Origin of the sequence: Lysobacter antibioticus (assembly GCF_000731095.1) — a bacterium.
In the GTDB taxonomy this organism is placed as follows: Bacteria; Pseudomonadota; Gammaproteobacteria; order Xanthomonadales; family Xanthomonadaceae; genus Lysobacter; species Lysobacter antibioticus_B.
Genome location: NZ_JMTZ01000072.1, coordinates 1 through 22,661, shown reverse-complemented (window position 1 = coordinate 22,661; position 22,661 = coordinate 1). Strand labels below are relative to the sequence as shown.

The window sequence follows — 22,661 nt, the reverse complement described above, 5'->3', positions numbered from 1 at the left end:
ATCCCTGTCCCGATGAAAAACGGCGCGCATCCTTGCGCGCCGCCCTCCGGGTCTTCCATTGCCTTCGCGAGTGCTCGGCTGCGCACAGCAACAGCAGCAGCAACAACGGCCAAGGCCAAGGCCAGGGCGAAGGCGAAGGCGAAGGCGAAGGCAGCGGCATCGAAACCGGCCGCGCCAGCTTGGAGCCCCGGGGTCGCGGCTCGCGCCGCTCCTACCCCGCGAGAGCATTCCGCTTCGCCGGGCGACGTCAGCGTGGTCATCTCCGCGCGTCCCGGGGTCGCGGCTTACGCCGCTCCTACAGGGGAAGGCGCGATGTCCTCTTCTTCAGCAAGAGCAAGGCTTCCGACCGTTACCGCCGCAGCCTGGAATGCGTAACCGACCGCGACGCCTCACGGCCGCACAAACGAAAACGCCAGGCCGCGAGGCCTGGCGTTCGCACGACCGGGGTCGTTGTGTAGCTTAGTTGCGCTTGGCCATCGCGCCCTGCGCTTCGCCCATGGTCTTCAACGCGGTGCTGACGGCGTTGATGAACATCGAGTACATCTGGCTCTGCACGGTCAGCTCGGTGGAGTCGGCCGCGGTCGGCTTGTCGCCGATCGCTTCGGCCTTGTCCATCAGAGCGTTGCCGGCCTTCTCGATGAGCGTGCCCATCGCGGTGGCGAACGCCACCAGCCAACCGCCGCCGCCGGCACCGGAACGGCCGCCGCGCTTGCTGTTACCCGACTCGTCGACGCCTGCGCTGTCGACCATGTTCTGCTGCGACAACTGGGCGTACTGAACGTTGATATCCGACATGACGCTCTCCCTGGTTTTTTGGTAGGTCAGCCGCCCCGGTCAGATCGTCTGCGGTAGCGGGATTGGTAAGCCTGTAGATGAATTATCGGGATCGCCGCAAGACTGTATAGCTGGGGCGTTCCCTAGGGCGAAACCGTTGCGGCCGGGCGTTTTCGCAAGATTTGTGAACGCGCTCACCTCGTGTCGCCGGCAGCGCCGATTCAGCGGTAGGTCTTGACCGGCTTCTTGATGCCCAGCGACGACGGCAAGCCGCTCGGCGGCGGTGCCGGCGTCGATCCGCCGCCGCTTGCGGTCATCTCGTCCTCGAGGTCCGGCTGGGTCTCCAGCCACTGCCGCGCCTTCTCTTCGCCGTCGCGCTGGCTGCGCTGGCTGAACTCGAGCGCGCGCTGCACTTTCGGGTCCTTGAGCGGCGCCTCGAAGGCCTTGGTCAGGCCGTCGCGCTCGCCCGGCTGGATGATGCGGTTTTCCTGCAACAGGTCCAGGGTCTGGCTGAGGTTGGCCATCAGCGCCTGCGGATCGGCGGCGTCGCTGGGCTTGGCCTCGTCGAGCGCGCGGGCGAAGTGGTGCAGCAGCGCGTCGCGGTCGGCCGCGTCGATGCCGGACTGTTCGTTCAACAGGGCCTCGAAGTCGGCGAACATCTGCTCGCGCTGTTCCTGGGTCGGGGTGAAGGGCTGGGACATCGGACTCTCCTGTCGCAACGATGGCGGTGATGGCGATAACGAATCAGTAGACACTGCGCGCGCGACGCTCAGGAAGCGGCAACGCGTCGATCTTTGACGGGCATCTCCCGGCGGTCGCCGTCGCGACGCACGGCGAGCGACCGGAGGCGATCGAGTATCGGCGATGCCCGCGAACGCGAAAGCCTGGGAACATCCCCAGGGTGTGGCATGCAGTGCGGCATGCGGCGCGGCGTGCGGCAGTGAGAGTGGAACCCGGACATGAGCGGATCGCTGCGGCTCAACGCCGCGGCGCGAACCCCCGCTCGGTCAGGGCGACGCGGCGGAAATCGATGCCGATGCCGCGACCGATGGCGTTGACGCCGTCGCGCAGGCTGGCGCGCTCGGCCGGACTGGCGGCGTTCTGCCAGGCCGCCGCGGCCAGGGTCGCGACCAGACCGTAGAGCTCGGCCGCCTCCTGCATGTCGGCGCGATCCATCGTGGTCATCTTCTCGCCGCGCGCGAGGCTGTCGCCGAGGCGTTGGCGCAGGGCCGCGAAGGCGGCGCCGTGATCGCTGCGCGCACCGTCGTTGACCAGGGTCCAGCCGTAGATCATGAAGGCATTGATGACGTCGCCGAGATTGCGCGTCGAATAGCCGTGCCCAGCGAGGCGCCGCTGGAACTGCGCCTGCAGGCGCCCGGACTGCAGGGCGAGCAGGACCTGCTCGCGATCGCCGCCGAGCTGGCGCGCCAGCAACTCGCGAAAACGCGGATTGCGCACGAACTCGGCATCGATGCCGCGCAAGGTCGCGTGGTCGAGGGTCGCCCGGCGCCCGGTCAGGCTGTCGGCGAAGGCGGCATTGAGCGTTTTCGATACCGCCGGCACCGGCGCGAACGTCAGGCTGTCGAAGCCCAGGGCCGCGCGTTTGCCGGCGCGCTGGTTCGGCGCCGGCTTGTCGCCTGGCTTATTCGTCGGCGTGGCGGCCTCGTCGCCGCGGTGACGCATGATCTGCGAATGGGTGTAGGCGCCGACGCCGTCGATCAACGGCGCCGTGTCCTGTGCGCGCGCAGCGCCCGGCGAGGCGGCGAGCAGCAATGCGAGCGCGGCGACGCCGACGGTAGCTGTCGTAGTCGTGGCGATGCGACGGTCCATGAGCGGGATCTCCCTGCCCGTTCCGTACCCGGCGCGGCTCGCGCCCGCTCGAACACGGGCGGGCCGGACGCGGGCGGGCCAGGCACGAACGGGCATCGGCTCAGTCGTGGAAATGCGGATCGATGCTGAGCTGGCCGAGGTTGCGCGAAGCGAAGCGGCGCATCAACTCGGGGCTGGCGTCGCGGATCGCATCGAAACTGGAACGCGAGCGCACGTCGGCGCGCAGTTGCCAGCCCTCGGCGGTCTTGGTCAGCAGCAGATCGGTGCCGGGCAAGGTGCTGTCGGCGAGCCGCAGCAAGACCTGGCCTTCTTCGCCGCCGGCGGCGCCCTCGCCGACCGCGAGCTGGCGCACGTGGCGCTCGATCAGGTCGGCGAACGCAGCGGCGTTCGAGTTCGGCAGGCTCGGCTGAGTCTGGGTGGCGGCGTCGCGCATCGCCAGTTGCGCCTGCCACATCGCCGAGGCCTCGGCCGGCGGCAGGCTGGCGAGCTCCTGCCGGCCCTGCTCTTGGCCGCTGCCGGCGTTGCGTTCTTCCAGACGGCCGTGTTGGCGCGAGTGCTCGGCGACGGTGCGGGCATGGGCCTCGCCGGCGTGCGCGGCGCGGCGCGCGTCGGCCTTGGCGTTGCCGGGGCCGCCTTCCTGGGCCTGCTTCTTCAACATCGCCGCGGCTTCTTCCTCGCGCGCCAGGCCTTCCTGCCCGGGCAACTGGCCGAGCTTGCCTTCGCGTTGCTGCATCAGGGTGCGGAAGCGGTCGATCGTGCCCTCGGCCGGCGGCTCGCGCCGGGCCTCGCGGGGCTTGTCGGTCTGGCGCGTGGATTCGCTGCGCTGGGCCGAATCGGAATCGGACGTCGAGGAGCTGCGGGTGATGCTCATGGCGACCTCGTTCAGAAGGGGCCGTTCGTGTTCTGGCGCGTGGCCAGCATCAGATCGGCGTTCATGGCTTCCTCGCGGCGCGCGGTCAGGGTGTTCTGTTCCTTGCGCCACAGGTCCTTGCGTTTTTCCAGCGCGTCCAGCCGTGCCTTAGCGCGGAAGAACGCCTTGCGAGCCTCGTCGAGCGAGGCTTCGGCTTCGCGCAGCTTGCCTTGCGCGTCGAGCAGCCGTTGTTGCGCGGCGACCGCCAGTTCGCCGAGATGATCGATGTGGGCCTCGCGCTGGGTCATCGCCATCGGCCACGGCATCCCGGGCGGCGGCGGGTCCATCAGGCGCAGGCGCTGGCCGGCGCGTTCGTCGTTGAGCGCGGTGATCTCGCCTTGGATCTGGGTGCAGGCGTCGCGGCGCTCCTGCACCTGGCGCTGGCGTTCCAGCACCAGCATGCGCGCGGTCTCGACCCGGTGCGAGCGCAGTTGCAGCAGGGTATGCAGCGGATAGCGCTTCATCCGAACACCTTGCGCAAGGCATCCACCGATTGACGGTAGTCGGCCAGGTCGTGGGACGACTGTTTGAGCAGCTTGCGGATCGGCTCGATCTTCTCGATCGCGATGTCGGCCTCGGCGTCGCTGCCGCGCTTGTACTCGCCGAGCTGCAGCAGCAGTTCGATGTCCTGGTGCTTGGCCAGGTATTTGCGCAACTGGCCGGCGGCGCGTTGATGAGCTTCGTCGGCGACTCGCGGCATGGTGCGGCTGAGGCTGGTCAGCACGTCGATGGCCGGGTAGTGATAGGCCGCGGCGAGCTTGCGCGACAGCACGATGTGGCCGTCGAGAATCGAGCGCACTTCCTCGGCGATCGGGTCGTCGCCGTCCTCGCCTTCCATCAGCACGGTGTAGAAGGCGGTGATGCTGCCGCGGTCGTTGTTGCCGGCGCGCTCGAACAAGCGCGGCAAGGCGCTGAACACCGAAGGCGGGAAACCGCGCCGCGCCGGCGGTTCGCCGATCGCCAGGCCGACGTCGCGCAGCGCGCGCGCGAAGCGAGTGACCGAGTCGACCAGCAGCATCACCCGCTTGCCGCGGTCGCGGAAATACTCGGAGATGGCGGTCGCGACCCAGGCCGCGCGGCTGCGTTCGAGCGCCGGGCGGTCGGAGGTGGCGACCACGATGATCGACTTCTTGAGCCCGGCTTCGCCGAGGTTGTCGTGGACGAATTCGTTGACCTCGCGGCCGCGTTCGCCGACCAGGGCGATCACGTTGACGTCGGCGTCGCCACCGCGCGCGAGCATGCCGAGCAAGGTGCTCTTGCCGCCGCCGGCGACGGCGAAGATGCCCAGGCGCTGGCCGACGCCGGCGGTCATGACCGTGTCGATGGCGCGCACGCCGGTCGCGAACGGCCGCTCGATGAGCTGGCGCGACAGCGGGTTCGGCGAAGCGGCGTAGATCGGGATCTGCACGGTCGGGCCGAACCCGCCGAGGCCGTCGATGGGCTCGCCGTTGGCGTCGAGGATGCGCCCGAGCAGACCGTCGCCGGCGCGCACCGAGGCCTGGCGGCCGGTGGCGACGACCTCGGTGTCGTGGGCGACGCCGTCGAGCGCGCCGAGCGGGGTCAGCAAGGTGTATTGGCGCGACACGCCGACGACTTCGGCGGCGAGGCGGAAATTGCGGTCGCGCGGGCTGCGCAGTTCGCACAGCTCGCCGATCATCGCCTTGAGCCCGGTGGCGCGGATCATGGTGCCGTAGGCCTCGGCGACCTTGCCCACGCGCACCACCGGCTGCACCCGCGACAGCGCGGCGATCAGCGGGTCCTGCTGGGCAGGCGCCGGCACGGCTTGCAGGATGGTGCGCGGCAGGCTGCTCATCGCGCAGTCTCCAGCCGCGCGCGCGGCCCGGGCATCGCGACGACGGCCCTGCGGCGTTTCATTCGGTGTGCTCCGCGCCGTACTCGGCGCCGGACAGGGCGATGCGGATCGCCTCGATCTGCTGGGCCACGCCGGCACGCACTTCGCCGGCTTCGGACACGACCACGCAGCTGAGCTTGTCCAGGCTTTCGTCGTCGACCAGCTCGATCACGCCGACCACCGGGTGCGCCTGGCGCACCAGGCCGAGGCCCTTGGCGACGTCTTCGCGCACGCTCGGGTGGACGCGGATCAACAGGAACTGTTCGGCCTGCGCGGCCTCGACCGCGTGCATGACCAGCGGCGGCACCACACTGCGCGCGTCGAACTCCGGCGAGATGCGCGCGACGATGGCGCAGGCCAGTTCGGTGACGCGGCTGCCGGCGTCGGCGAGCACGCGCGCGCGGCGTTCGTTGAGGTCGGCCAGTTGCTGCGCCATCTGTTGCTGGGCGCGGGCGAGGCCTTCGGCGAAACCGGCGGCGTAGCCGGCCTCGCGCGCCTGTTTGATCTCGTCGCCGGCCTCGGCGTACAGCGCGTTGACGCGCGCCAGGGTCTGGTCGAGTTCTGCGATCGCGTTCCATTGCTTGGCCGGCACCACCGTGCCGGCGACCGCGCGCTCGAACTGCTTGCGTTCGAACACCGAGATCGTCGCGCTGGGACGGCTCGGCTCGATCCTGCGCGCGCCGCCGTCCGTCATGCCCGTGGCCGCGGCGGAAGCGGCGGACGACGGGGAAGCGGACTGGAGCGGATCTGCGTGCATGGGAATTCCGTGGTTGGATGCGCGGCGCGACGGCTCAGGCCGCCAGCGGGCGCGCGCCGTGATGGGCGTAAAGGCGTTCGACCGCTTCCGGCGGCAGATGCGTGCCGAGCGAGGCCGAGGCTTCGTGGGTGGTGCGCGGCAGCAGCAGGCGCGACCAGTCGGCCAGGCCGGGGTCGCGGCGTTCGGCCCACACCCGCAGTTCGGTGCGGCCGCGGCCGTCGAGCAGGTCGAACAGCAATTGGTCGGCTTCCGACGCGCGCAACGCGGCATCGAGTTCCGCGCTCAGCTGCGCGCCGAGTTGGGCCTGCACCTTGCCGTCCCAGACCAGACTGTCGAGCGCGAGCAGATAACTGTTGTCGAGCGCCTGCTTGAGCCGGCGCACCGGTTCGCGCCGCACTTCCGAGCGGATCGCCGGCGCATAGGCCAGCGCGCCGAGGTCGCGCACCAGGCGCGCCATGCGCACCCGTGGCCAGCGCCGCGCGGCGGCGCCGAAGCCCTCGCCGGGCTGCGGTGCGAGCAGGGCCGGCGCATCGGCGGCGAGCCAACGCGCGAGCAGACGGCGTCCCAGCGGACTCTGGCGCGCCGACACGAGCAGTTCGGGATCGATCGTGTCGGTCCCGGCACCGTGCCAGCTCGGATCGACCTCGGTGAGGATCGTCCGCAGCGCCATCGACGCGCTCATCCGTTCCAGACCCCGCTGCGCGCGTTGGAGACCGGCGCGGTGGCCGCAGCCGGAGCGAAGCGCGAACGCAGGCGGCCGAAGAAGAACGCCACGATCGCCAACAGCACCAACACGCCGGCGCCGATGATGACCACGGTCAGGTCGATCGAACCCAACACCGCCGCGAACGGCCCACCGGCCTGATGCGCTTTCGGCGGCGCGGTGACGGTGAAGAACTTGACCGTGACCTTGTTGACGTCGTCCAGGCCTTCCACGCTGTCCTTGACGAAGACCTTGATGTCGGTTTCGCGGTCGCGCAGGCTCTGGCCCGGACGCTCGAACACCAGCACCGAGGCCGACGAGTCCTGCACGTTGCCGCCGAGCGGATCGCGGTCGGGCAAGGCGATGTGTACGCGCGCCTCGACCACGCCGTCGATGCGCGACAGGGTGCGCGAGAGCTCCTGCGACAGGCCGTACAGATAGCGCGCCTTTTCTTCCAGCGCCGAAGACGCGAAGCCTTCCTTCTTGAACACCTCGCCGAGCGAGCGGTACTGCGCGCGCGGCAAGCCGCGCGAGCTCAGTACCTGCATCGCGTACGGGATGTCGCCGCGGTTGACCATCACTTCCCAACCGGTCTTGCTCGGCGACGGGTCCTTTTCCGCCGGAATACCGGCATCCAACAGAGCCGCCATCAGTTCGTTGGCCTGTTGCTCGTCGAGCTGGCTGTACAGCGTGGTGCGTGTGCAGCCGACGATCAGCAGGCAAGCCAGCAGGGCCGCCATGACTCGTACCGCGTTGAAGCCTGACGCCCTACCCATGCATTCCCCCGATTTGGAATTACGACTGCTGACGGAACAACTGCTGGACGCCGTCCGAAGTGCGGTTGGCGACGTTCGAGGTCAATTGCGAGGTGAACATGAACTCGTGACAGCGCATGGTCATCTGGATCATCTCGCCCGGCGTCAGGTCGGCGGAATTGGCCGACATGGTCTTGGACGCCGCGTCGATCTTGTCGGCGCCGCCGTTGAGATTGTCGAGCGCGGCCAGCACCGCACGCGTGCCCTGCGAGGGTTCGCTGGACGCGGTCGCGCCGGCTTGGGCGGTGCCGCTGCCCTGGGACGTCGGCGCGGCGCCACGGTCGAACGCCGCCGCGAACTCGCGGACGTCGTAGGCCGAGGCCTGCGGCGATTGCGCCGGCGATGCGGCTGCCGGCTGCGCGGCTTCCGCCGCGACTGAGATGGCTTCGATCATTGCCCTTTCTCCCGAAAGGTGAAGTCCGTTTTAAGAAACTACTTTATGAAACCACTGGCGAGGCTGCGCCGAGAAACCGCCCGGCGATGCCGGAGGCCGCTCGCGCCCGCTCGTCCCGGACCCCGGCCGTCCGGACCTTGCGATCCGGACGACACGACGGCTCGGAACGGCGGCGGACGTCGCGCCGCCGTCGCGATTACTTCCTGGCCAGCGCGTTCAGCGCTTCGCCGACGCTGTTCTGCGAGGTCGCGGCGCTGTTGGAGACGAACTGCATGCGCAGGCTCTCGGCAGTCAGCGCGACCATGTTCGAGGGCTGGTCGCCGCCGCCGCCGATCGAACCGGACAGCTCGGTGATGCGCGAGGCCTGGGCGTCGAGGGTCTGGCCCCAGGCGCGCGACAGGGCTTCGTACCAGCTGCCGCCGCTGCCGCCGCCACCACTGGCTGCGGTCGCGCCGCCGCCGCCGTTGCGGGCGGTGCCGTTGTTGTTGTTATTGGCCGCAGCGATGAAGGTGGTCACCAGGCCACCGGCGTCGGCGCCGGGATTGATCGTATTGCTCATTGACGTCTCTCCTGCAGGAAGCGGCTCAGGCCGCTGATTAGCGTGGAACTACGGATGGCACTGAAAACTGAATGCGGGAACTGCGATCGGCCGGACTCAGGGTGCATGTAGCCGATCTTGGATTTAATCGATGATCCGAATGTGAAACCAGCTAGTGCTAACCCGGGGGTGGCCGTCCTTACTGGCGGTTGCCGGCCGGGCGCGCGGGCGCCTCGGCCACGGCTGAACGGGGCGCCGCCGGCTTACCGGCCGAGGTCGGCGCCGGCTGGGCAGGTTGCGCGGGCACGGTCTTAGCCGGCGCCGGCTTGGCCGCGGTCGGCGTTGCAGTGGTCGGCGTTGCAGTGGTCGGTGCCGCAGTGGTCGGAGCGGGACTGGTCGGAGCGGTGGTCGCCGCAGTCGCCGGAGCGGTCGCGGCCGTGCCGGTCGGCGCCGTCGCAGCCGGTGCCGGCGCGACGCCCGCCGCAGCGGCGGCGATCGCCGCTTGCTCGGCCGCGGTCACCGGCTGCGCCTTGATCTCCTCGGCCTGACCGCTGAGCTTGTTCATCGCCCAGGCCTTGTCTCCGATGGCGATCAGCGAACGGCCGTCGGGCAGCGCGTCGCCGACTGCGTAGCGGGCGCCATCGACATCGATCACGTGCGGGTTGGTGCCGCGCACGATCTGCACGATCCGGGTCGGCGCGGTGCTGACCGGCTTCTTGGGTTCGGTATCGGCCGCGGCGACGGCCGGGCCGGCCGCGGGCTGGGCGCTTTCGTCGAGGTCGCGCCGGATCACCCGGCGCACGCCGTTGACGTCCTGCATCGCGCGCGAGGCGATCGCGCGCTTGAACTTGTCCGGGTCGGCGAAACGCCCGGCGACTTCGACGTCGCCGTTGCCGAGGTAACGGGTCTGCACCGCCAGGCCCTGGCTGCGCAGCACTTCGCGCACGTCGGCGGCGATGTCGTCGCCGGTGCGCAGATCGAGCCGTGCCTGCACGTTGCCGGTGACCAGGCGCTTGCGGATCATCTCGCGCGTCGCCGCGTCCTTGATCGTGCCCGACAGCACCAGGCTGCCGTCTTCGTTCTCGACCGCGCGGCCGCCGACGATCGAAAACTCCTTGATCAGCGGCGTCACCACTTCCATCGCGGTGGGTTCTTTCTCGAAGCCCGGCATCACCGCCGCGGCGATCGCCACCGACACCAGCGATAGCGCCGCCAGGCCGGCGATCAAGGGCAGATGGCGCATCGACGAGCGCGGCGGCTTGGCCATCTCGCCGAGGTTCGGCAGGATCGTCGCCCAGGCCGGGTCTTCGCTGGCGCCGACCGCGAGCGAGGCGCTGCCCAGGTCGACGCGCTGCATCGCCGACAGCTCGGCCGGATCGCCCGGGTTCAAGCTCTGGCCGTCGATCTGCAGCGGCGCGTCGACCGCGCGCAGCGAGACCGTGCCGCCCATGCGGGTGATGAAGGCGTGGTGCGGGGCGACGCCGGCGTCGGACAGGACGATGTCGCAATCGCCGCCGCTGCCGATCAACAGAGTTTCTTGCGCCGACAGCGGACGGCTGGCGCCGGCATGCAGGCCGGAGACGATGCGCAGCACACTGACCGCGGGCGACGCGGCGGCGACACGAGGTTCGGCGGGTTCGGTATGGATGTCGGGGGAAGACATGACGGACTCCTGTCTAGACGCGTCCGCGTGCGGCGGCGCGTACGGCCGGGCCGCGCGAAACGCGCGCACCCACCGGCCGATGATGGATTGGGGAAGTTACCTGGCGATGGAGGCTGGGACGTTGCATCGTCTTGGCGCTCATCTAGGCGTTGACCTGGCCGGCCTGCACGATCCGCAGGTCGGGTGCGAGTTCCTGGTAGGACAGCACCGGCAGTTCGAAGAAATCGATCTCCAGCAGCTTGCGCAGGTGTCGGCGAACGTCCAGTGAACACAGCAGCACCGGCCGCACGCCCTCGGCCTGGCGGCCCAGGTGCGAACGCACCTCGGCGCCGAGCCGTCCCGCCAGTTCCGGCGAGATCGCCAACTGGGTGGCACCGCCGGCGACGCGTACCGACTGACGCAGACGATCCTCCAATTCAGGATGAATCAATAGCACCTGCATTGTGCGTTCGCTGTCGGCGTAGCGATCAGCGATCTCGCGCTTGAGCGCGACCCGCACGTATTCGGTCAACAGCACCACGTCCTTCTCGCGCCCGCCGACATCGGTGATGGCCTCGAAGGCATCGCGCAGGTTGCGGATCGGCACGCCCTCCTCGACCAGGCGGCGCAGCACGTCGGCGACGCGTTGCGGCGCGACCACGCGCAGCATTTCCTTGACCAGGTCCGGATAGTCGCGCTGCATCTTGCCGAACAGGTTCGAGGTCTCTTGAATGCCGATGAAGCTGCCCATGCGGCGTTCGAGCGCGGCGCGGCAATGCTCGATCACCGTGGCCAGCGCATCGCGGGTCTCGCCGCCGGTCTGGCCGGTCCACTCGCCCGCCAACGGCGGGAAGAAGCCGGCCAGCTTGGGCGCGCTGGCGTCGCCGGCGCGGGCCGGGCGGAACTGCGCGTTCGACGACAAGCGGCCGAAGGCGATGCGCGCGCCGTAGGCGGTCAGGCGATAGCCGCCGAGGCCGTCGCCGTTGTCGAGCGCCGGCACCACCTTGACCACCGGCACCGGCAGGGGCACGCCGTACTCGTCGCGCAGACGGCGGGCGACGTCGACGATGCGTTCGCGCACCGTGGCCTCGCCGAACGCGGCCGCCAGCGTCGGCGACAGGTCCAGTTGCAAGGGCGCGGGCGGGGCGATCTCGTCTTCGTTGACGACCACATCGTCGGTGCCGCGCTCGCCTTCCGGCACCCGGAACGCGCGCCGCAGCACCACCGAGCCGTGACGGTAGCGCCAGGCGGCGAAGCCCAGCAGCACCGCCGAGAGCAGGAAGAACACCAGCTTCGGAAAGCCCGGCACGAAGACCATCAGGAAGGCGAGGCAGCCGGTGATCAGCAGCACGCGCGGCTGGCCGGTGACCTGGCGGGTAATCGATTCGCCGAGGTGGCGGTCGTCCTCGTCGCCGGCGGTGCGGGTGACCACCAGGCCGGCCGCGATCGTGGCGAGGATCGCCGGGATCTGCGAGACCAGGCCGTCGCCGATGGTCAGGATGCTGTAGGTGTGGGTGGCGTCGCCGAGGGTCATGCCCTTCTGCAGCACGCCGATGGCCAGGCCGCCGAGCAGGTTGATGATGATGATGACGATGCCGGCGATGGCGTCGCCTTTGACGAACTTCATGGCGCCGTCGAGGCTGCCGTGCAATTGGCTTTCGACTTCGAGCAAGCGGCGCTTGCGCTTGGCCTCGTCCTTGTCGGTCAGGCCGGCGCGCAGGTCCGAGTCGATCGACAGCTGCTTGCCGGGCATGGCGTCGAGGGTGAAGCGCGCGGCGACCTCGGCCACGCGCTCGGCGCCCTTGGCGATGACGATGAACTGCACCACGGTGATGATCAGGAACACCACGAAGCCGACCACCAGGTTGCCGCCGGCGACCATGCTGCCGAATGTTTCGACGATGTGACCGCCGTTGGCTTCGAGCAGGATCGAGCGGGTGATCGCGATCGACAAGGCCAGCCGGAACAGCGTGGTCAGCAGCAGCACGCTGGGGAAACTGGAGAACGCGACCGGGGTCGGGATGTACAGGGCGATCAGCAGCAGGCCGAAGCCGATGGCGATGTTGACCGCGACCAGGGTGTCGATGATGGCCAACGGCAACGGCAGGATCATCACGCCGATGATCGTGACCGCTGCGATGGCCAGCACGATATCGCTGTAACCGGCCCGACGCCGGGGCGTCGCGCCGGGAGCGGCGGCCATCAGGGAGCTCAACAATGCGCGCATTCGGTCAGTCCCGGTTCCTGAGAATCGACGAGCCGACCACGTTCGGGCGCGCAGCAGCGATGGCGCGGCCCCGCGGCGGCTGGCCACGGGTCGCGCTCGAAAGAAGTTCGGCCCTGCATCGAACGGTGAAAGCAGTCACTGCTCTACCACGTACCCCTGCGCACCCAGCCATGGCGCTGTCCTTACACGATCCCGGTTCGGACGCCCGATACTAAGTGCTGATTGTCATCATTTGTGTGAACGAGGTAGTTCTTGTGCGGGATGTGCACAATCACGCCCCCTCGATCTCGGGCGGCTACATTCGCGCGCATTCATCATTGTTTTTGTGAACGCGTGCGCAATTGCGCAATTACGTTCGACTAACGTAGACGAAGACTCGTCACGATTCGGCTTCGGCCGCCGCGACGGTCGATTCCGGCATCGTCGTCGCAGTCGCAAGCGGGGCGATGTCGGCGGAATCGAGTTCGGCGATCAGGCTCATCGATTGTCCTCCGACCCCGACCGCCAGGGCGCGCCCGCTGCGCGTGCGCAGCACCACGATGCGCTCGCGCGGGCCGACCGGAAGCACCTGCAGGACCGACAGCGGATTGTCGCGCGCGGTCAGTCCATGGCGCTTGCGCAGGTAATACAAAACCGCGACCAGGCCGACCAGGACCACCGCGACTGGCAGCATGATCGATAGCAGTTCGAGGAAGAACGAAGGCGGTTCGGGAACGTTCGCCGGAGCGGCGGGGCCCGCGGCAGCCGGCGCGAACGCCAGCGCGGTCGCCGGCGACAGCAACGCAGCCAGGGCCGGCAACGGGGAACGATTAAGCAGCAAGCGCAGTGGGAGCAGTATCGGCATGGTGGGTCAGTGCGGAACCGGTAACGAGGCGAGAGGAGCGGCGAGGCCGCGCCGACATACCGTAGCAGCCCGGCCGCCCCGCAACGGCGGCGGACCGTCGCTTCACGCCGACGAGCCGTCGCGCATGGCATTGATGTGAGCATGGTCACAGCGAAACGTCGTAGCAAACCCAGCGATGAATCGGGCGCGGCCAGCGCCCCGGACCGCGACGCCGGCCTGTTGGGCGCGGTCCCTTTCGCTTGCGCGATGTTCGCCGGGGACGGCGCCCTGGTCGCCGGTAACGCACGCTATCGCGAAGAATTCGGCGAACTGGCTGAACATGGTGAACGCGAGGCCCTCCTCGCCCGCCTGCAAGGCGAGGCCGGCGACGGCGAGCGCCCGCGCGAAGTGCTGGCCCCGCACAGCGGCCGCTGGTACGCGCTGCACTGGGGCCGCGCCGAGCACGCCGGCGACCACGTCGACGTGCTGACCGCGATCGACATCAGCGAACGCATCGAGACCCTGGACTCGCACAAGACCCGCCAGGAGAAATTGCTGTTCACCTCGCGCCTCATGTCGGTCGGCGAGATGGCCGCGACCCTGGCCCACGAACTCAATCAGCCGCTCGCGGCGATCATGAATTACCTCAACGGCAGCCTGCGCCTGGTCGAACAGGCCGGCGGCCCGGTCCAGGTCGAACGCGCCCTGCAGGCCGCGCGCACCCAGGCCGAACACGCCAGCGCGGTGATCTCGCGGGTGCGCGAGTTCGTGCGCGCGCGCGAACCGCGACGCGACGCCCACGACCTCAGCCAGATCGCCGCGACCGTGCTGGAGCTGCTGCGCCTGGAAGCCGAGCGCCTGCAACTGCGCATCGACCTCGGCCTGCCGGCGCGGCTGGCGCCGGTGTTCGCCGACCGGGTCATGATCGAGCAGGTGCTGTTGAACCTGGTCAAGAACGCCATCGAGGCTATGCGCGAGATCCCGACCGCGCGCCGCGAACTGCGCATCGACGCGCGCATGAACCTCGACGACCAGATCGAAGTGCGCGTGTCCGACCGCGGCGCCGGCCTCAGCCCGGCCGAGCAGGACCAGTTGTTCTCGCCGTTCTTCACCACCAAGACCGACGGCCTCGGCATCGGCCTGGCGATCTGCCGGTCGATCATCGAGTACCACGAAGGCCGTTTGTTCTTCGAGCCGCGCGACGGCGGCGGCAGCGTGTTCGGCTTCACCCTGCCGCGCTTCGAGGCCAGGACCTGAGCACGATGCCCGAACGCTTCCGCGCAGCGGCCCGCACCGCGCCCACCGACCGCCCCTCGCCCGTCGCCCCCGGGAACGACTGCCCATGAGCGAAGCACGCATCTATCTGGTCGACGACAACGACGGCTTCCGCGATTCCACCGCCTGGCTGCTCGAAACCGCCGGCTTCGAGGTCCAGGCCCACGCCTCCGGGCCGGCGTTCCTGGAGGCCTATGCCGGCGAACGCCACGGCGGCGGCGCGCACTGCATCGTCTCGGACATCCGCATGCCGCTGATGAGCGGCCTGCAACTGCAGGAAGAACTGCGCCGGCGCGGCATCGGCCTGCCGCTGGTGTTCGTCACCGCCCACGGCGACGTGCCGCTCGCGGTCGAGGCGATGCGCAAGGGCGCGTCCAACTTCCTCGAAAAACCCTTCAGCGACGACGCCCTGATCGATGCGATCCGGGCCGCCATCGCTAATGCGCGCAACCATGCCGTCGAGGCCGGCGACGACCGCCTGGCCCGGCTCAGCCCGCGCGAACGTCAAGTCATGGACTTGGTGGTGGCGAGCAAACCGAACAAGATCATCGCCGACGTGCTCGGCATCAGCGTCAAGACCGTGGAACTGCATCGATCGAACATGATGAACAAACTCGGGGTACGCTCGCTGCCCGAACTGATGAAGGTGGCGCTGGGCCATGGGTGAGACGAGTGCAACGATGACGCCGACGTATTCGGCCGACGCCGCCGGCCTCGCCGCTTCGCCGCGCGGCCGCCTGCCCTCCCTGCATCCCTGGCAGGCCGAGGCCCTGCGCGACGTGTTCGCGCTGCGCCAACGTTGGCCCACCCGCGACGGCGGCTGGCTCAGCTTCGTGCCGACCGAGCCGGTGCACGGCGAGCTGGTCACGCTGGAAGGCGACGGCGCGCGGGTCAAACTGCGTTTCGACAGCAGCCTGGCCAACGCCAGCGACACCGGCCTGCACTGGAGCGATTACCAGGGCCGCTCGCGCCTGCTCGCCTGGAGCCTGGCCCACGAAACCCAATTGGTGCGCCTGAGCCAGGGCATCGACGTCGCCCTGATCCCGATCGTCGACGACGGCGCCAGCGACCCGATCCGCGCCGCGCATGCCGAGGCCGAAGCCGAACTCGACGGCCTGTGGCTGTCGTTCGTGATCACCGACGGCAGCGGCGCGCAGGTGCTGAGCCGCGGCACCTTGCGCATGCCGGTCAACTGGGTCGGTCAGTTGCTCGCACGCGCCGAAACCCCCGAACCCGCCTACGGCGACGACCCGAGCGCACGCTGGGCCGATCTGCCGGTACCGATCGCGATCCGCTGGGCCGGCCCGCAGTTGCGCCATGCGCAATGGCGCCAGCTGCGCCCCGGCGACGTCCTCGTCATCGGCAACCACCAGCGCCCGCCGCCGATGCAGGCGCACGTGCCCGGCTTCGCCTGGCCGCTGGCGCCGGCCGCCGACGGCTGGCGCATCGACGGCGCGCCCTTGACCCTTTCCACGCATCAGGAGACCTCCGCGATGAGCGACACCGAGTCCGCTGCCCCCGAGTCCGCGGAACCCACCGCACCGGACGTTCCGGTCCGCCTGGAGTTCGACCTGGGCCGGCTCGAATGCCGATACGACGAACTGTCCGGCTTCCAGCCCGGCTACGTGTTCGCTCTGCCCTCGCGCCTGGAAGGCGCGAACGTGGTGATCCGCGCCAACGGCCGCGACGCCGGGCGCGGCGAGATCGTCGCCGTCGGCGACACCCTCGGCGTGCGCCTGATCGCCTGGAGCTGAACCATGGATTTCAGTTCGTTCTCGCCGGCCCTGGTGCTGATCACGGTGGTCAGCCTCGCGTTGGCGCCGTTCGTCGCGGTCATGGTGACCTCGTTCACCAAGATCGTCGTGGTGCTGAGCCTGTTGCGTAATGCATTGGGCCTGCAGCAGGTGCCGCCGAACGTCGTCATCAACGGCCTGGCGATCGTGCTGTCGATCTACGTGATGTATCCGGTGATCCTGGAAACGCACGACGCGATCAACGCACGCGTCGGCGGCGGCACCGCCGCGACCGCGACCCAGGGCCAGCCGCCCGGGACCGCGGCACCGGCGGCACCGGCGGCAACGGCCGCAGCGGGAACGACCCCGGCGACCACGGCCGCGCCTGCCGCGGGCACCGCACCGGCGGCGGCCACGCCGGCCGCTACCGCGGCGGCGACCGCAGCTACCGCGGCGCCGGCCACTGCGGCACCTGCAACCGCTGCACCTGCGACCGCTGCAGCCGCGGCGGCCGCACCGGCCGCGACCGCAGCCGCGGGCGCGGCGAAGAAACCGGCGACGCCCTTGCTCGGCGGCGGCGGCAAGATGGACACCGCACGCCTGCTGGCGATGATGGATGCCGGCAAGGAGCCCTTGCGCGGCTTCCTGATCAAGCATTCCAGCGACGCCGAGCGCGCGTTCTTTTTACGCAGCGCGCAGCGCCTGCTGCCGCCGGCCTCGCGCGGCGACATCTCGGTCAACGACTTCATCGTGGTGATTCCGGCCTTCACCGTCAGCGAACTCACCGCCGCCTTCCAGATCGGCTTCCTGATCTTCCTGCCGTTCCTGATCATCGACTTGGTCGTGTCCAACATCCTGTTGTCGCTCGGCATGATGATGCTGTCGCCGACCACGGTGTCGCTGCCGTTCAAGCTGCTGCTGTTCGTGCTGATCGGCGGCTGGGCCAAGCTGGTGCATGGGTTGGTGTTGACCTACGGCGGCTAGCGCCGGGAGGCGGGAATCGGGAATGGAGAATCGGGAATCGAAACAGCGGCCCTGCCGCGTGTCCGGATCGCCGTCCCGCTCTGACGCCTTCGCTTATCCGATTCCCTATTCTCCATTCCCGCCCCCCCTTCCTGAATCCCTAAAGCGAATCCCGACTCTTATGGGCGACATGCTCGAACTGACCAAACAGGCGCTGTGGCTGACGCTGCTGCTGTCGGGTCCGCCGGTGGTCGCCGCGGCCGTGGTCGGCCTGGTCGTGGCCTTCATCCAGGCCGCCACCCAGTTGCAGGAACAGACCTTCGCCTACGCGATCAAGTTCACCGTGATCGTGGTGACCTTGTTCGTCACCGCTTCGATGATCGGCGGCACCCTGTACACCTTCGCCGACCGCATCTTCATCGACTTCCCGGGCATGGTCCGGCATTGATGCGCGCCGGTGAGCCCCGCGCGACCGGCGCATGATCAGCTTCGATTCCGTCACCGACCTGATGCTCGCGCTGGGCCTGGTGCTGCCGCGCGTGATCGGCGCATTCATGATGCTGCCGCTGCTGACCTCGGAGAACATGCCGCCGCTGGTGCGCAACAGCTTCATGGTCAGTCTGGGCATCATCGCGATCCCGGTGGCGGTGAACGGCGTGCCCTTGCACTCGCTCGGCGCCGTCGACTGGGCGCCGATCATCCTCAAAGAGCTGTTCATCGGCATCTCGATCGGCTTCTGCTTCGGCATGGTGTTCTGGGCGATCAGCGCCGCCGGCAACATCATCGACACCCAGGTCGGCATGACTCTGGCGCAGGTGTTCGACCCGATCCAGGGCCATCAGGCCTCGCTGCACGGCAGCTTTCTGTCGCAGTTCGCGGCCTGGTTGTTCATGGCCAGCGGTGCGTTCCTGGTGTTCCTCGACCTGCTGTTGTCGAGCTATGCGATGTGGCCGGTGACGTCCTACTTCCCGACCCTGCACGCGGTCGGCATGGAGTTGTTCGTCGGCCAGTTCAGTTATCTGATGACCGCCTTGCTGGTGCTGGCGGCGCCGGCGATGGTGGTGTTGCTGCTGATCGACCTGACCTTCGGCCTGGTCAACCGCTTCGCTCCGCAGCTCAACGTCTTCACCATCACCATGCCGATCAAGGCCTGGCTGGCGACCTGGATCATCCTGCTGATGCTCGGCGTGTACGTGGAGATCGTGCTCGACCGGCTCAACGACAACCGCGGCTTGCTCGAGGCCTTGAACCGGGTGTTCACGGTCTAAGCGGCGTACCGCTTCGATTGGCGCCGGCGGTTATTCTCGCGGCTCGAAGCAAGAGCAAATCCCCCCGCCCCTTTGCAAAGGGGAAACGGCGCATGGATGCGAAGGTCACAGCGGCACGCAGCCCACGCGCGGTTCTCCGCATACCCGTGCTGTTGGTCCCTTTGAGAGGGGCGAACGGCCGCGCAGCGGACGTGGGGGAACGCTTACGGCCTCAGCGCGGCTCGTCGAGCGGCGGCGGCAGTTCCATTTCACTGTCGTCGCCGTCGCGCAGGCGGCGCACGCTCTCGGCCCAGTGCAGCACTTCGGCCACGGCCTCGAAGAACTCGTTGCCGATGTAATCGTCCAGCGCCACGTGTTCGTGCAGGCCGCGCGCCAGCTCGACGTTCTGCAGGATCGGCACGCCGGCCTCGGCCGCGGTGCGCTTGATCTGCTCGGCCATGTAGCCCTCGCCCTTGGCCACCACCACCGGCAGGTCGGTAACGCCGTGTTCGTACTGCAGGGCGATGGCGATGTGGGTGGGGTTGGTCACGACGACATTCGATTGGCGGACGGCATTGAGCATGTTCTGCTGCGACCACTCCTGATGCAACTGCCGCCGCCGGCTCTTCACGTGCGGGTCGCCCTCGTTCTCCTTGACCTCCTGCTGGATGTCGCGGCGGCTCATGCGCAGTTGCTTGGTGTAGGCGAACTTCTGGTACCACACGTCGATGGCCGAGACGAAGAAGAACACGAAGATGGTCCAGATGCCGATCCGGATCAGGCCGTGCCAGATGCCCGCGCCCATCGCCGCGGGCGGCGCGTACGGCAGCAGCATCAGCTGGGCCAGCATCTTGTAGAGCACGAACATGCCGATGCCGATCAGCGCCGCGCTCTTGATCACCGACTTGACCAGCTCGACGAGGTTGTCCATCGAGAACATCTTCTTCACGCCGTCGGCCGGGTTCAGCTTCTCCAGGTTGGGTTTGAGCTTGTCCAGGGTCAGGATCGGGCCGATCTGCAGGAACTCGATGATCACGCCCAGGAACACCGCCGTCGCCAGCAGCGGCAGCGACAGCCACAACAGGGTGTCGAAGGCGGTCGAGCCGACCTCGCGCAGGGCATCGCCGAAGGGCTGGTTGATCGCCTTCAGGCTGGTCTCGAACAAACGGATCAACTTCATCCGCATGAAGTCGAGCATCATCCAGCCGCACACCACCCAGCCGAGCACCAGCACGGTGCTGGTCAGCTCCTTGCTCTTGGCGACGTTGCCCTGCTTGCGGGCGTCCCGGATCCGTTTTTGGGTAGGCGGTTCGGTCTTGTCGGCGCCCTGGTCCTTCCCCATGCGCGGCCCTTCCAGCGAGAGGGGGACGAGGCTAGCACGGGCCTGCGAAAACGGTCGTGCCGGCACACGCCAAATGCGAACTCGATACAAGGCGCCGTGCCCCGCGCTCGTCGCGTTGCCCGCGCCGCTCTGCACGCCCTCAGCCAGGCCTGGCGCCGCCCCCCGGCAGACCCGGAGCGGCCGCCGCGGGCGCCGGGATGAACGGCCCGACCACCACCTAGGGTCATCCCGAGTTGGCCACTTCGGCCCCCGGCGCTACATTTCGCCCATCCCCCCGACTTCACCCGTAACCTGCCCCGCATGAGCACGATCGGCAACGACCCGCGTATCGACCGCAGCAGCCTCGACGGGCAAGCTGCGCTCGAGAACCTGCGCGGACGCGAGCCGACCCCGCAAGAGCAGATCCAGCACGCCCCCCAGGTCGCCGAGACCGTCCCCGCCTATTCGCCGCCCGCGGTCGACCAGGGCGAGGACGTGCTCAACGCCGACGCCTGGAGCGACGTCCCGGCCGGCGATCGCCTGCTCGCCGGCGACCCCGGCTTCGAGCACCAGCTCGGCCAGATGGACCTGTCGTCGGCCGCCGACCACGGCGCCGACGCCGTGCTCGATTCCCTGAGCTGAGCATCGCCGGCGGCGCTCGACGCCGCAGCGCATCGGCCTAAGCTAGGCTAGTCCCCCCTCCTGTCCGATCGCCGCGCTTGCCGCGGCACGCCGTGACCGACGCCACCCCCACTCCCGAAGCCCTGCGCGCCGGCGCCGACCGCCTGGTTTCCGCGCTCGCCGCGCACAGCGACCCCGAGTACCGCCTGACCGTGCTCAAGCGCGTCGTGCGCCGCCTCGGCGAAGACCGCTATCCCTTGTTCATCCGATTGCTCGGGGTCATCGCCGAAAGCGACGATGCGCGCGCACAGCGCCTGATCGCCGACACCTTCGGCACCGCCCTGCGGCGCATGGACCTGCCCGGCGGCGCATTGAGTTCCTGGGGCGCCACGCGCCTGCCCGATTCGACCGGCCCGGTCGCGGTCAGCTCGCTGTCCGGACATTTCTTCGGCGCCACGCCGCGACGCCTGCTCGGCCCGGTCGAATACCTCACCGTCTGGCATCTGCAACGCACCCAGCGCACCGCGCTCGGCGCGGCCACGTTCCGCACCGCGCTGTCGCGCCTGATCGCCCTGCTCAACCGCAGCGAAGACGCACGCACCCTGTATCCGCAGAAACTCGCCGCCGACGCCCAGAACGAACTCGAAGGCGCCTACACCCGCGTCACCCGCGACCGCCTCGCCGCGATCGCCTCGGCCTGGCGCGCCGGTCAGTCGCCCGATGCCGTGGCCCAGGCCGCGCTCGCCGCCGACGAGACCTCGCACCCGAGCGGGTGGGTGGTGCGCGACCTGTAGTCGCGCGAGGTTCGTTCGGCCCGCCGCACGGCGGCGACGGCAGCGCATCGGTCGCGCAGCGCTGCGACACTCGACCACATCCGCCCGCACCGCGGCGGTGCTGCAATGTCCGCCTTCGGTTTCGACGAGGTGGATCGTGTTCGAACGCCAGTTGGCATCAACCTCCGCGCTGGCGCATTCGCCCGAGCGCCGTCGCCTGCTCGCCGGCCTCGCTTGCGCGGGCGTGGTTTCAGCTTGCGGCGGCATGCTTTCAGCCTGCGGCGGCCCTAGGCCCCTGTCCGTCCACGGCATCAACCTGAGCGGGCGCGATTTCGCCAAGGACTTCCACTTGCTCGACCCGCAAGGCCGCGAACGCTCGCTCGCCGACTTCCGCGGCAAGCTGGCGATGGTGTTCTTCGGTTTCACCCAGTGCCCCGACGTCTGCCCGACGGCGCTGACCCGAGCGGTGCAGATCCGCAAACTGCTCGGAAGCGATGCCGAGCGCTTGCAGGTGATCTTCATCACCGTCGACCCCGAGCGCGACACGCCGAAGGTGCTGCAGGCCTATACCGAGGCCTTCGACCCGAGCTTCCTGGGCCTGTACGGCGACCCGGAGCGCACCGCGCAGACCGCCAAGGCCTTCCGTGTGGTCTATGCCAAGGTACCGACCGGCAAGTCCTACACCATCGACCATTCCGCGCTGAGCTATGTCTTCGACGCCAACGGCGCGATCCGCCTGGCCCTGCGCCACGAACAGAGCGCGCAGGACTGCGTGCACGACCTCCGCCAGATTCTCTGAGAGCGCCATGACTTCGATCCGTTTCCTTACCGTCCTCGCGGCGGGTCTGCTGCTGAGCGCGAACGCGGTGGCGCAACCGCCGCAGGTCGCGATCGAATCGCCGTGGGTGCGCGCGAGCGTGCCGCAACAGCAGGCGACCGGCGCCTTCATGCGTCTGACCGCGCGTACCGACCTGCGCCTGGTCGCGGCGCGTTCGGACGTCGCCGCGGTCACCGAAGTGCACGAAATGGCGATGCAGGCCCAGATGATGCGCATGCGTCAGGTACCGTCGGTAGCGTTGCCGCGCGGGCGTACCGTCGCGCTTGCGCCGGGCGGTTACCACATCATGCTGATCGGTTTGAAACGCCCGCTTGGCGCGGGCGAGCAGGTGCCGCTGACCTTGGTGTTCGAGGATGCGGCGGGGCGGCGCAGCGAGGTTGGCGTGCAGGCGCCGGTGCGAGCCTTGGGCGCGGGCGCGCCGTGATTTGCGGTGTCCACGAGTAGGAGCGTCGCGAGCCGCGACCACGGAGCGCGCAGAAGCGACAACGCCGATACCGCCCATCGAAGCGGCGCGCTGTCGTGGGGGGAGGAGCGGCGCGAGCCGCGACCGCGCTGTTTCAATCTCGCGTCGCATCCGGTCGTAACCCCTGTAAGAGCGGCGTGAGCCGCGACCACGGAACGCGCA

26 protein-coding genes are annotated in these 22,661 nt (G+C 69.0%); 10 read left to right on the top strand and 16 right to left on the bottom strand.

Translation table 11 applies throughout. The features are described 5' to 3' along the window. The 15 genes from EX88_RS27200 to EX88_RS0118475 all read right to left on the bottom strand — a co-directional run. Window positions 1-260 (bottom strand): hypothetical protein (locus EX88_RS27200; RefSeq protein ID WP_235186337.1); only part of this gene is annotated, 260 nt, incomplete at its 3' end. Between the two features lie 199 nt (window positions 261-459). Then, window positions 460-795 (bottom strand): hypothetical protein, encoded by a 336-nt coding sequence (locus EX88_RS0118540; RefSeq protein ID WP_031373486.1) that lies wholly within the window; start codon window positions 793-795, stop codon window positions 460-462. Window positions 796-995: 200 nt separating this feature from the next. Then, window positions 996-1,475 carry a hypothetical protein gene (locus EX88_RS0118535; protein WP_031373485.1) on the bottom strand — a complete coding sequence of 160 codons (480 nt, stop codon included), beginning with the start codon at window positions 1,473-1,475 and terminating at the stop codon, window positions 996-998. Window positions 1,476-1,752: 277 nt separating this feature from the next. Then, window positions 1,753-2,604 (bottom strand): hypothetical protein, encoded by an 852-nt coding sequence (locus tag EX88_RS0118530; RefSeq protein ID WP_031373484.1) that lies wholly within the window; start codon window positions 2,602-2,604, stop codon window positions 1,753-1,755. Between the two features lie 100 nt (window positions 2,605-2,704). After that, the gene (locus EX88_RS0118525) at window positions 2,705-3,475 is read right to left on the bottom strand and encodes a hypothetical protein (protein ID WP_031373483.1); all 771 of its coding nucleotides are present in this window, start codon (window positions 3,473-3,475) and stop codon (window positions 2,705-2,707) included. Between the two features lie 11 nt (window positions 3,476-3,486). Further along, window positions 3,487-3,978: a hypothetical protein gene (locus EX88_RS0118520; protein ID WP_031373482.1), complete on the bottom strand. Its 492-nt coding sequence runs from the start codon at window positions 3,976-3,978 to the stop codon at window positions 3,487-3,489. Then, window positions 3,975-5,327: a FliI/YscN family ATPase gene (locus EX88_RS0118515; RefSeq protein WP_081931208.1), complete on the bottom strand. Its 1,353-nt coding sequence runs from the start codon at window positions 5,325-5,327 to the stop codon at window positions 3,975-3,977. The genes EX88_RS0118520 and EX88_RS0118515 overlap by 4 nt, the downstream gene beginning before the upstream one ends. Window positions 5,328-5,385: 58 nt before the next feature. Next, window positions 5,386-6,123, bottom strand: coding sequence for a FliH/SctL family protein (locus EX88_RS24770; RefSeq protein ID WP_161786146.1), 738 nt, complete (start codon window positions 6,121-6,123; stop codon window positions 5,386-5,388). 34 nt (window positions 6,124-6,157) lie between these two features. Then, window positions 6,158-6,805 (bottom strand): hypothetical protein, encoded by a 648-nt coding sequence (locus tag EX88_RS26600; RefSeq protein WP_031373479.1) that lies wholly within the window; start codon window positions 6,803-6,805, stop codon window positions 6,158-6,160. Continuing rightward, entirely contained in the window at window positions 6,802-7,566 is a 765-nt protein-coding gene (gene sctJ / locus EX88_RS0118500) for a type III secretion system inner membrane ring lipoprotein SctJ (RefSeq protein WP_051885288.1), read from the bottom strand. The genes EX88_RS26600 and sctJ overlap by 4 nt, the downstream gene beginning before the upstream one ends. Before the next feature lie 55 nt (window positions 7,567-7,621). Continuing rightward, window positions 7,622-8,035, bottom strand: a complete 414-nt coding sequence (locus EX88_RS26680) for a hypothetical protein (protein WP_051885287.1) — start codon at window positions 8,033-8,035, stop codon at window positions 7,622-7,624. A gap of 196 nt (window positions 8,036-8,231) precedes the next feature. After that, window positions 8,232-8,594, bottom strand: a complete 363-nt coding sequence (locus EX88_RS26935; protein WP_051885286.1) for a hypothetical protein — start codon at window positions 8,592-8,594, stop codon at window positions 8,232-8,234. A gap of 178 nt (window positions 8,595-8,772) precedes the next feature. Beyond that, window positions 8,773-10,236: an FHA domain-containing protein gene (locus tag EX88_RS24760; RefSeq protein WP_031373475.1), complete on the bottom strand. Its 1,464-nt coding sequence runs from the start codon at window positions 10,234-10,236 to the stop codon at window positions 8,773-8,775. A 142-nt stretch (window positions 10,237-10,378) separates the two neighbouring features. Beyond that, window positions 10,379-12,442 (bottom strand): type III secretion system export apparatus subunit SctV, encoded by a 2,064-nt coding sequence (sctV, locus tag EX88_RS0118480; RefSeq protein WP_036149410.1) that lies wholly within the window; start codon window positions 12,440-12,442, stop codon window positions 10,379-10,381. Window positions 12,443-12,821: 379 nt separating this feature from the next. Next, a complete protein-coding gene (locus EX88_RS0118475; protein WP_081931204.1) occupies window positions 12,822-13,286 on the bottom strand; it encodes a flagellar biosynthetic protein FliO in 465 nt (154 codons plus the stop codon). A gap of 141 nt (window positions 13,287-13,427) precedes the next feature. Here EX88_RS0118475 and EX88_RS0118470 point away from each other — a divergent pair, with 141 nt between their 5' ends. The 6 genes from EX88_RS0118470 to sctT all read left to right on the top strand — a co-directional run bounded on the left by EX88_RS0118470 (window position 13,428) and on the right by sctT (window position 18,504). Beyond that, complete coding sequence (locus EX88_RS0118470; protein ID WP_051885284.1) at window positions 13,428-14,522, top strand: sensor histidine kinase; 1,095 nt, start codon at window positions 13,428-13,430, stop codon at window positions 14,520-14,522. A gap of 85 nt (window positions 14,523-14,607) precedes the next feature. Beyond that, complete coding sequence (locus EX88_RS27390) at window positions 14,608-15,207, top strand: response regulator transcription factor (RefSeq protein WP_031373471.1); 600 nt, start codon at window positions 14,608-14,610, stop codon at window positions 15,205-15,207. Between the two features lie 13 nt (window positions 15,208-15,220). Further along, the gene (gene sctQ, locus EX88_RS0118460; protein ID WP_031373470.1) at window positions 15,221-16,294 is read left to right on the top strand and encodes a type III secretion system cytoplasmic ring protein SctQ; all 1,074 of its coding nucleotides are present in this window, start codon (window positions 15,221-15,223) and stop codon (window positions 16,292-16,294) included. Between the two features lie 3 nt (window positions 16,295-16,297). Then, window positions 16,298-17,257, top strand: coding sequence for an EscR/YscR/HrcR family type III secretion system export apparatus protein (locus EX88_RS27385; RefSeq protein ID WP_318025859.1), 960 nt, complete (start codon window positions 16,298-16,300; stop codon window positions 17,255-17,257). Window positions 17,258-17,417: 160 nt separating this feature from the next. Next, window positions 17,418-17,684 carry a type III secretion system export apparatus subunit SctS gene (gene sctS / locus EX88_RS0118450; RefSeq protein ID WP_031373468.1) on the top strand — a complete coding sequence of 89 codons (267 nt, stop codon included), beginning with the start codon at window positions 17,418-17,420 and terminating at the stop codon, window positions 17,682-17,684. Between the two features lie 31 nt (window positions 17,685-17,715). Then, the gene (sctT, locus tag EX88_RS0118445) at window positions 17,716-18,504 is read left to right on the top strand and encodes a type III secretion system export apparatus subunit SctT (protein WP_036149407.1); all 789 of its coding nucleotides are present in this window, start codon (window positions 17,716-17,718) and stop codon (window positions 18,502-18,504) included. Window positions 18,505-18,715: 211 nt separating this feature from the next. On the opposite strand, the gene sctU is transcribed toward sctT, so the two are convergent. Continuing rightward, window positions 18,716-19,825, bottom strand: coding sequence for a type III secretion system export apparatus subunit SctU (sctU, locus tag EX88_RS0118440; RefSeq protein WP_051885283.1), 1,110 nt, complete (start codon window positions 19,823-19,825; stop codon window positions 18,716-18,718). Between the two features lie 300 nt (window positions 19,826-20,125). Here sctU and EX88_RS0118435 point away from each other — a divergent pair, with 300 nt between their 5' ends. The 4 genes from EX88_RS0118435 (at window position 20,126) to EX88_RS0118420 (ending at window position 22,460) form a co-directional block, all read left to right on the top strand. Next, a complete protein-coding gene (locus EX88_RS0118435) occupies window positions 20,126-20,446 on the top strand; it encodes a hypothetical protein (protein WP_031373465.1) in 321 nt (106 codons plus the stop codon). Between the two features lie 92 nt (window positions 20,447-20,538). Beyond that, window positions 20,539-21,219 carry a hypothetical protein gene (locus EX88_RS0118430; protein ID WP_152566353.1) on the top strand — a complete coding sequence of 227 codons (681 nt, stop codon included), beginning with the start codon at window positions 20,539-20,541 and terminating at the stop codon, window positions 21,217-21,219. A gap of 151 nt (window positions 21,220-21,370) precedes the next feature. Then, complete coding sequence (locus EX88_RS26920; protein WP_031373463.1) at window positions 21,371-21,997, top strand: SCO family protein; 627 nt, start codon at window positions 21,371-21,373, stop codon at window positions 21,995-21,997. Between the two features lie 7 nt (window positions 21,998-22,004). Next, complete coding sequence (locus EX88_RS0118420; protein WP_031373462.1) at window positions 22,005-22,460, top strand: copper chaperone PCu(A)C; 456 nt, start codon at window positions 22,005-22,007, stop codon at window positions 22,458-22,460. The last annotated feature ends 201 nt before the right edge of the window (window positions 22,461-22,661 follow it).